Source organism: Nocardia vulneris, from assembly GCF_001613425.1.
GTDB classification, from domain to species: Bacteria; Actinomycetota; Actinomycetes; order Mycobacteriales; family Mycobacteriaceae; genus Nocardia; species Nocardia vulneris.
Genome location: NZ_BDCI01000001.1, coordinates 372,853 through 382,216 on the forward strand (window position 1 = coordinate 372,853; position 9,364 = coordinate 382,216).

The following is a 9,364-nucleotide window of genomic DNA, read 5'->3' on the forward strand; positions in this document are numbered from 1 at the left end:
TGACGGATCGCTCGACCCTCGGAGGGCGCCGCCGAGTACGAGTCAGCCGCATCGAAGATCTTGTCCGGGCCGACCTGCGGCGCGAACTTCGCCGTGGTACGCCCCGACGCGTCGGGGCGGTTGGGCGACAGCGTATCCGCCGAGCCGTCCAACCGCGGCGGCAGTGACGGTACCCCCGGAGTGCGCTTCGGCGTGCTGTCGTCCTGCCGATCCGGATCATCGTGCGTATCCGTGTCCTGGCGGCTGTCGGCAGCATCCTGCGGCAGCGTGACGGCTTCCACCTCGGGCGTTTGCACCGCGGGCGGTGGGGTGGTGAAGTCCATGCCCGGCGGGACGTGCCCGGTGTCGAGCACCGGGGGCGCGTTGGCTCGGTAGCCGCCATGCCGCCCGGACGAGAGCAGTTGTTGCTCTGCCGCACGTTCGACAGCGGGAGCCGTCTGCTCGCGTAGGGTCTGTACGGCTTGCTGTACGGCTTGGTCGGTTTCGTCGAGGCGGGCGCGGGTCTCGGGGGTGTCGTCGGCCCGATGATCGGCAATCGCCTGTTCGTGTTCCTCGACCGCTCGGTGGAATCGGACGACCTGTTCGCGCACACCGTGATCGGCCACCGCACCGTAATAGTCTTCCTCGGACAAGAACCGCTGGAAGGTGCCGGGGAAGCCGCCGTTCTCGTGGTCTTCGCCGACGCCGCCGCGCTGTGCCCGGCCGCGGACCTGAATGTGGTTGCGTTCTCCGTAGGCCGGACCGCCGCTGGATTTGACTGCGGTGCCACCGATTTCGACCGATTCCGGGGTGGGTTTCGGGCTTGCGCCGCGTCCGTCGGCCTTGTGTCCGATGTGCAAACTGCCGGGTGCGCCCCATTGCTTGGTTTGCTCGTTGGCGAGTACTTCGGCCTTCACGCCGTTGCCGTGGAGTTCGTACCACCGCGCGTCGCGCATGGTGTAGTCGAGTTTTATCTTTTCGGCCACCGGCAGTCCGGCAGCCGCAGCCTCGGCGTGGATCTCTTCTTCGGTGATCTTGTTGATCCAGTCGGCGACTCCGTATTCTTCGGGGTTCTTGTCTTTCCAAGAGTTCAGGGGAATTTCCTCGACGACGCGTCCGTCGTCGCCGCGTACGATGCGCACATCATCACCGGCGATATCGCGGTTGTCAGTCATCACCACCCAGTGCGGGCGCCCGCGCTGTTCCGCACCGACGACCGTACCGTCCTTGACGATGAGTTCGATCTTGCCGTCGGGCTTGACCAGGTCGTCGAAGATCGACCACGCCATAGCCTCGAGTTTTCCCTCGCGAGTCTTGAATTCCGCGTCGGGGATATCTTTGATCTTGTCTTTGTAGAAGTTCGGAATCTCGGGTACCGGGCCGATGCCGTGGCGGTCGTAGAGTGCGTTCTCGACCTGCTTCAATGTCCCGGAGACCCCGGATGGTGAGTGCAGGTAGCTGCTGCCGACGAGTTGGTCGAAACTCATGTACAGCGTGCCCTCAGGGTGGTTGGCCCGCACCGGCACGCCGGCCAGGACGTCGAGGTACTGCCCGACGCCTTGGAGGCGGTTCTCGCGGACGTTGGCGCTGCCTTTGGTGCGGTCGACCATCAGTTTGTCGTTGGTGTCGGAGGCGAGCAGACCGGTGCGGCCTGGATCGCTGGAATTGTCGGGGTCGAACGATTTGAGCCAGTCGGTGTTGCGTCGCTTACCCCAATGCGCAAGTGCCGCATTCTTATACGACTCGGCCTGCTGGGGTGTCACCGGTTCGCCGGGGACCCGATTGAGTTTCTCGATCGCGGTCTCGCTCAGCTCCGCACGCCACATCCCCCTGGTGAACTCCGGTCTGCCGAAGTCCTTGGCCGTCAAACCGTGCAGCTTCTCCGCCGCCAGGACCCGATACATCTCCTGCTCGATCCTGCGCGCCTCCGCCGGCAACTCGTCGTGCTGCCCACCGGGGGTGAGCACCCCCTCCTGCCCGTCGAACATCGCGGCGTCGAACTCGTCGCCGGTGTAGGGCCCCTTCGGAAACGGCTCGAACTTCTCGCCGATCTTGTATTTGTCCAGCACCGCGTCCAGCCGCTGCTTCATCTCATCGAGCTTCGGGCGTTCGTTGTTGAGCCAATCCCGGAGCTCGTTCACCTCTTTCACCGGCGCCCCCGCCGCGCCGATCCGATCCAGCACCGCCTGGGCCTTCCGCAATGCCGCGAATACGAAGTCCTCTTTGGTCCCGATGATCACACCGCCGGTGGGCATCGGCCCCTCATCGGTCATCCGCGACACCGAGATCGGCAGGTCCCCGTACCGAGAGTTGGTGAACGCCTTGACCAGATCCACCATCGAGGACACCAGGTTGTCGCTACTCGTGGTCCCGTAGGCGGTGCCCTGCTCGACGGCGTCGGTGAACAACCGCATCGCCATCAGCATCTCTTTGCCCTGACCGGTACCCAGATTGCCGACGCGCAGCAGATACCCCAGCATCTGATTCTCCCGCGGCTCGAAGCCCTCGGGATGCGTCATCTTCACGAACGCACGCAGGTGCGCCAGCCGTTCTTCGGGCGTTCCTTCGGCGATCACCTTGCGCAGTTGCTCACCCGACAGCGGCACCGTCACCGGATCGTCCGGGCGTCCCTTGGACAACAGCTGGTGGTCGTAGGCCGAAATCGCATCCAGCACATCGCGGGCCGCGGCCATCTGCTTGCGCACGATCGCCTCGAAGGCCGGACCTCGTTCGGCCAGCCCGCCATCGAACGCCGCCTTGTCCGCTAGTCCGGCATTGCGCAGCACCACCGTCCGGTCGCCGATGGCCTGCAGACCGACCTCCGAAAGGTGATCGCGCGCAGTTTGATACGAAGCGGTGCTGTCCGCCAACTGTTGTTTCAGTTCCGCCAAGGACGAATCGGCCCGCGCGGCCGAGTCCTTGCTGTCGAACTCGTCCTGCAGCGAGCGCGCCCGGGTCCTGACGTCGGCCTCGAACTGGCGCGGATCACCGATCACCTTCCCGGTCCGGACACCCTCGCCCGACCCCGACTGCAGCCAGTTCAGCAATCTCGTTGCCACGCTCGACTTTTCGTGGGGGTCCAACGCCCACCGCTCTGCCCGGGCGTCGTTCAGCGCGGCATTGTGCTTCGCGGCGGCACGCAGCAACGCTTCCCGCTCGACCAGCTCGGTGCGCAATCCTTGGGTGCGCGCTTCGATGTCGTTTCGCAGCCAGGACAGGCGTTGCGCGCGTGGTTCGGACGCGCGGGCTTCGGCGTTGTATTCCCGCCGGGCCTGCACCAACCCCTGATTCGCCTCGCGAACCCGGTTGTGCGCCTCCGTGATGCTCTTGACCAGTTCGCCGTCCGCGCGCGCCTCGTGGTTGGCCGCCGCGGCGTTGTATTCGTCGCGGCTGTTCTCCCACCGCTGCCGCGCGTCCCGGAAGCTGTCTTGCGCCTCTTGCAGCCGCCGCGCGGTGTCGGTGTGTACGGTGTCGGCTTCCCGGTCCGCGGTCAGGATGGCCTGGTCGGCCTCGGCCTGCAACTGCGCGTACCGCTCGTCGACCGCCCGATCGATCGCGGCATCGTGTGCCGTGCGCGCTTGCTCCAGCTGTGTCGCGGCGTCGTCATGCATTTCGCGCAGCGCGAGCGCGGACGCGCCTTCCTTGGGCGACTGGTCGTGCTCTACCAGGCGGCGAGTGTCCTCGAACTCCGCCTCGGCGGTCTTCAGTCGCTCCCTGGTCGAGGTCACGTCGCGGTGGTCCTGGACCTCGTCGCTGTCCCGCAAGCGGTTTCGCAACTCCGTCACCCGGGTGTCGGTCGGCTCTTCGGCCGCGCGTCGTCCGGGTTGTTCCGGAAGCGCTGGAGTGTCCGGGTTTTCGGTCAGGTGCGCTCGGGGCCGCCGAATCGACTGGTCGCCGGTTTCGTCCTGGCCGTTCTTGCGCTCCGGCCCGGTGGTTTCCGGATGTGGACCGCTGTCGTCGCCGGATTTCGACCGAGCGAGACCGTCCGGGCTGGATCCATCGTGCGCTGCCAGGTTTTCGGACCGCGCAGCCGGGGGAGTGGGGGGGCGCTCCGGCGAGGCCGCCCGTGACGACGAGCCCGACACCGACTGATCTTCTCGCCCAGTCACTGTGCGCGGTCCTGGCGGCCCGGACTCGTTGGGCCCCGCGGAGATACGGGTCTGTGACCCGCCGCCCACCGACGAGGAAGTACTCGGCGCCGCCGAGCGGCCGCGTGCCTCGGGATCGGGCGTGCCCGACCGCGACGGTGTTTCGCTGCCGCTTCGACTCTCGCCGCCTGACGCTCCCGTCACGGGACGGACGTCGCGCAGATTCGTCGAGCTACCGATGTCGGTCGCCGAGATCCTCGACGCTTGATCCGAGACCGTCCGCGCGTCCGGGCCTGCCGAGAGCTGCGCCGATTCGCGACTCGAGTTCCCGGAAACGGATGCACCCGAAAGGCTCTCGGGTCCAGCCGAAATCTTCTCCTGCGGCAGCCCATCGGTCCGGAGGTTGTGCATACCCTGCGGTTCCGGTGAAGACGCGCGCGATACCGGACCGGAGGCCGATTCCGACGCGCCGTCGAACGTATGGGCAGTCCGCGGCGCCGCGTCGCCGCTCTTGGCATCCGAGAACGATGTCATCGAGGTGTGCGAGGACCCGCCCGACACAGACGACGCGCGCGACACAGACCCGTCGCTGGCACTCGAACTGATCGAGTCCGTGCGCGGCCGTAGCACGCTTGCCGCCGAAATGCTGCCGGTGCGCACAGAAGCCGATCGAGTCGATCCGTTGGCGTTGCCGTTGGCGCCGCGGTTGCCGTTGCCGTTGGTATTCGCGCTGCCATTTCCGTTGCCGTGCACCGATGCGGCACGCGAATTGCCTTCCGCACCTACGGATCCCGTGGTCGTGGACCGGCCGTTGCCGTTGCCCGTGTCGCCCGTGTGTGACATCGCCCGGGTCTGCTGCCCGTTGTCCGTGCGGTCGCCGGAACCGCGCGGCGCGCCTGCGCCCCCGCCGTCCTTCTCCGACGCCGAGTAAATGGAGCTACCGTCGGAAAGCGACAGGTCGGATTTGGCGGTCACTGCCTTGACGTTCACCATCGCCCCGGCCCGCGCATGACCGATCGAACCGTGCAGACCACCGAGGATGCCACCACCCACCGCGCCGGCGAGCATGGCCGGGTCGAATTCCCACTGTCCGGTGAGCGCGCCACCGGTGACGAAACCCGCACCCGCGCCGACCAATCCACCAGGGATGCCGGCGCCGATCGCGATGCCACCGGACTTCCACCACGTCATCGATTCCTTGCCGACCCAGTTGGCCAGCCCTTTACCGATGACGCTGGCGACCGGCGCCGCTACCGCACCGGACACCGCACCCACGGCGCCCGCGACGAAAATCCGCTTCAGGTCGAAGTCGTCGATGTGCCCCTTGCTCTTCTGGATTGCCTCCACCGCGAACTCGGTGCCCAGGCCGATCACACCTTGCACCCCGCCGCTGATGGCGGCCAGCTTCCACATCGGCATCGCCGCGATCTTGGCGGCATGGTTGACCAGGAATTCCAGCCGGGTGGCCAGCGTGCGACCGATCACCGCCATGATCCCGGCGGTCTCGGCTTGCAGGGCCGGGATCACCACCGCACCGAACCAGGTGGTCAGCGCGTACGCGATCTCGGCGGCCAGGATCGCCAGGGTGATGATGACCTGCAACTTGGTGTGCTCGATCTCGGCGCCCATCGCGCGGCACGACTTGCCGACCTGGCGCATCATGTCGATGAGCTTCGGGATCGACTGTTCTCCGGCGAAGAATTGGTCGAACTGGCTTTTCATCTTGTCCGCGCCGTCGCCGGAATAACTGGCGGTCGCGGTGTCGCACGCGGAGCGCAAGAGGTCGAGGGCGGCGTCGAGGGTGTCCGCCGCCGACTTGTAGTCGTCGTTGAGGGCGAACATCTTGTCCTCGTCGCCTTCCGGCCACGCGGCACCCGCCAGGTAGCTGAGCCATTGCAGCTCAGCCGGCATCTCGATGCTCATCGATCAGCGCTTTCGGCGCCGCGTGTGCGCGCGGTCATGGACGACAACCGGCCACTCTCAGTCGTGGTCGGTGACCGACCACGGCCCGGCCTGCGGCTCGGCCGCACGCTCCTGCCGCGCGGCGAGCGATTCGAACGACGCCCGTTGCAGCTCCGGCGTTTTCGTCCGGACGTCGGGCAGGCCTTCCACCAGTGACGACAAGCTCGGCAGCCGGGAACGGGTATCGCGGATCGGCGCGATCAGCTCCTCGGCCTTGCGGGCGACCTCGGCGGCGGCATCCTGGGTGGCCTCGGTGACCGCGTCGGCGATCTCGTCATAGTCCAAATCGTCGATGTCGTCGCTGAACTCGGTGTCGATGACGACGCCGTCGGCGTTGACGGTGATCCGTACCCGGCCCTTGCCCGCCGTGGCGGTGGCGGTGAGTTCGACGCGCTTCTGCTGCACCTCGGCGATCGAGCGAATGTGTTGATTGACCGTATCGAGCAGGTCGGTGACGTCGCCCTTGATTCGCTCGTTGTGCACGTCGAGTTCCTCCTGCCGCGAAGAAATGTGAGTCCGCGATACGTGGGTACGCATCGATTACTGCGTGAACCTATCACGACGTGTTGTCGGAAATACCGCCATTATGTCCTTATGAGGTAATAGTTATGCCCTGGCTGTGCGCTGTTACGCGGATATTATTCCGGACTGACCTTCATGGTGTTGAATCCCAACAGTGGCACATGCTCGACGCGGCGTTGCGGAGAAAGAATTCAGCACATGAACGATCCCCAGCAGCAGAACCAGGCCGGGGAAGGCGACGCTGTCGACGTCGGCTTCCGGCTGGGCGGGGCTGTCCCGCCCAGCGCGCGGGCGGCCGATAATCCCGTCGTACCAAAGGCCGACGGGCATGAGCCGCCCGCCGACTCCGACGTACCCGAACCGGACCCGGGCGACGCGACGCAGCCGGCGGCTGCGCGGTCGGCCGAAGAAGAGCAGGCCACCGAATCGGCGGCGCTCGCGGAGCGAGCCGTCGAGGAGCAAGCGGTCGAACTGGCGCACCGCATCGCGCGCGAACTCGGCGTGGCGGGCCCGGAAGGGTGGCGCTCGCTGGAAGCGGTCTTCGCGCTCACGGTCGCCGGTGGCGTGGCCTACGTGCTGTATTACGACGACGACGAGCAAGTGTCCCGCGCCGAGCCGCCTGCCGCGGTCACCGAACTCGTTCTGCTGCATCGTGATGTCTCCGCGCAGCTCGGTGACGGGCCCTGGTGGCGGATGGTGGTCCAGCTCGAGGCCACCGGCGAGGTCGAGGTCGACTATGACTATGGCGACGACCCGTTCCCCGACGATCAACTGCTGACCGCCGAGGCGTATCAGGCCGACCTCGCCGCGTTTCCGCGCGAGCGAATCCCGGTGTGGCTGGCCGCCTACGTCTACCATGACGAGCGCCAGTGGCGTTCGCCCGAGCAGGCCGCCGCGCAGGCCCGCGCCGACCGGGACGCGAACATCGCCGCTGTACTCTCGCGGGACGACCTGCCGCCGCTGCCGGTGCTGTGGGCCCGCTGGGCGACGATCGCCGCGGCCTTCGTCGCCGTCGGCTCCGGGCTCGGCCCGCGAATTCGCCCGTCGCTCGGCATCTTCGAAGGCGCCGCGCGCAGTGGATCCACCCTGTTCGTGCTGCCCGGCGGGCGGGCGGTGCTCTCCGGCGGGGTGTGGAACGCGCCCGAACTCGACGCGGCGTACAACGACGGCGCGGAACTGCCCGACCTGTATGCGGGCGCGCCGGACTGGGTGGCCAATCAGGTGCTCAATGCCCGTGCGGCGCAAGGCATGCTGTCGTTTTGCTACTGGTGGTCCAATGGCAGCTGGCACCGCGCGGATTCACCGGATGCCGAGCAGATCAGCGCCGCCGTGCCGGGCGTGTGGACGACGCAGACCGTGGCCGACATCGTGTGCGGCGTGGCGGTCGACGAGCCGACCGAGCAGCAGCGGCAGGCGGCGATCACCCTCGTCGCGGCCGCCGAAGCCGGTGTGGTGACCCGGGATACCCTCACCGCCCTGTTCGATGGGTTCGGCGACAATATCGACGGCGCCATGTACCAGCTGTCGCTGGCCGGCCTCACCGCGACGGTGATCGAGCGATTGCCGCAGGACCGGGCGATCTCGCTGGTGCGGGCGCACATCCTCGGCCTCGGTGTCGATCCCACCGGCTATCCGCTAGATCAGCTCACCGCGGAGCGCCTCGAGGTCGGCTGGATGGTCTTCGTGCCCACCGAACCGGACGAGATCGCCATCGGCCGCGCCCTCTTCTACATCGCCGACGACGGAGTGATCGAACAGTCGTCCTCCTCGATGCCACCGTCGGTCTACTCCGAAGGGTTCGAACAACGCTTCATGGAGCGGCAGACGAGGACGGGCCTGGCTCTCATGAGCTGACAGAAGGCCAGACCCACGACGACGTCGCAACCAAAGGAGCATGATGACCAAACCCGTCAAGATCGAGGTAACCGGGCTGCGCGCTTCCGCTGCGAAATTCGAGGACGTCGCCGACAAGACGAAGCACCTGCTGGACACGCTGAAGTCGACCACCGGCAGCAAGGGCGAGGCGTGGGGTAACGACAAGAGCGGTAAAAAATTCGCCGACGGCGAAAAGGGATACAAGAAGAACCGCGACAGCATTTTCGAATCCATCGCCAAGGTCGCCGAGGTTTTCGAAGCGAACGCGAAGAATCTGCGGGATTCGGCGAAACTGTATGAGGAGAACGAGCAGGAAATGGCCGACAACCTGCGGCCGCGAGCCAAACGAATGGTCTCGCTCATGCGGCAGACGCAGCCCGATCGAATGGAACGCGGCTAGGCGGACGTGATCCGAAACGATCGAAAGGCTTCTGGTGGCGAATGAGCGGTTGCGGGCCGATGCCGCGATGATGATGGAGGCGATGTCGGAACAGATGCAGGGTCTGGCGAAGCTGCATCGCGACCGTGCCCGGCTCACCGCGACCGTGACCGCGTGCGACAAGCGGATCACGGTGACCGTCAATGCCGATGGCATTCTGATCGAAACCAAGTTCGCCGACGATATCGGCGACCTGACCCACAGCGAGATCGCCGGGGCGATGACCGAGGCCGTGCAGGCCGCCGCCAAGAAGGTGCACGAGCAGGGCCGACTGCTGATGGAGCCGTTGCGCGAGCGCAAGGCCAGGTTGCCGCACCTGTCGGACCTGATCGAGGGCGTCCCGGATACCAGGTCGATGATTCCGACCCCACCGGTGGTGTCGACCGCACCGCCGAATTCCCCGGAACGCCGGTACGACGACGAGAGCACGGTGTTCGGTGACGTGCAGCCGCGCGGGCGCCGGTCGGTGGTCAGTGATCTCGACGATTGAGGTCGTTGC

Annotated in this window: 5 protein-coding genes (1 of these 5 cut by a window edge); 3 read left to right on the top strand and 2 right to left on the bottom strand. The window is 66.5% G+C overall.

What is annotated here, in order from left to right; all coding sequences use genetic code 11:
- Window positions 1-5,990: the beginning of an IQM protein middle domain-containing protein gene (locus tag NVU01S_RS01430; protein WP_063048033.1), read on the bottom strand. Its footprint begins 41,074 nt before the window's first position; 5,990 of the gene's 47,064 nt are visible here — the first part of the coding sequence; the start codon lies at window positions 5,988-5,990; its stop codon lies off the left edge, out of view.
- Between the two features lie 57 nt (window positions 5,991-6,047).
- On the bottom strand, window positions 6,048-6,512 hold the full coding sequence (locus NVU01S_RS01435; protein WP_014984866.1) for a YbaB/EbfC family nucleoid-associated protein: 465 nt from the start codon (window positions 6,510-6,512) through the stop codon (window positions 6,048-6,050).
- Between the two features lie 237 nt (window positions 6,513-6,749).
- Between NVU01S_RS01435 and NVU01S_RS01440 the strand changes: the two genes are divergently transcribed.
- From NVU01S_RS01440 to NVU01S_RS01450, 3 genes are read left to right on the top strand one after another with little or no spacing between them, the layout of a single operon-like run.
- Entirely contained in the window at window positions 6,750-8,405 is a 1,656-nt protein-coding gene (locus NVU01S_RS01440) for a hypothetical protein (protein WP_043672302.1), read from the top strand.
- A 43-nt stretch (window positions 8,406-8,448) separates the two neighbouring features.
- Window positions 8,449-8,826, top strand: coding sequence for a WXG100 family type VII secretion target (locus tag NVU01S_RS01445; protein ID WP_167829396.1), 378 nt, complete (start codon window positions 8,449-8,451; stop codon window positions 8,824-8,826).
- Window positions 8,827-8,860: 34 nt separating this feature from the next.
- Window positions 8,861-9,355 carry a YbaB/EbfC family nucleoid-associated protein gene (locus tag NVU01S_RS01450; protein WP_052280713.1) on the top strand — a complete coding sequence of 165 codons (495 nt, stop codon included), beginning with the start codon at window positions 8,861-8,863 and terminating at the stop codon, window positions 9,353-9,355.
- The last annotated feature ends 9 nt before the right edge of the window (window positions 9,356-9,364 follow it).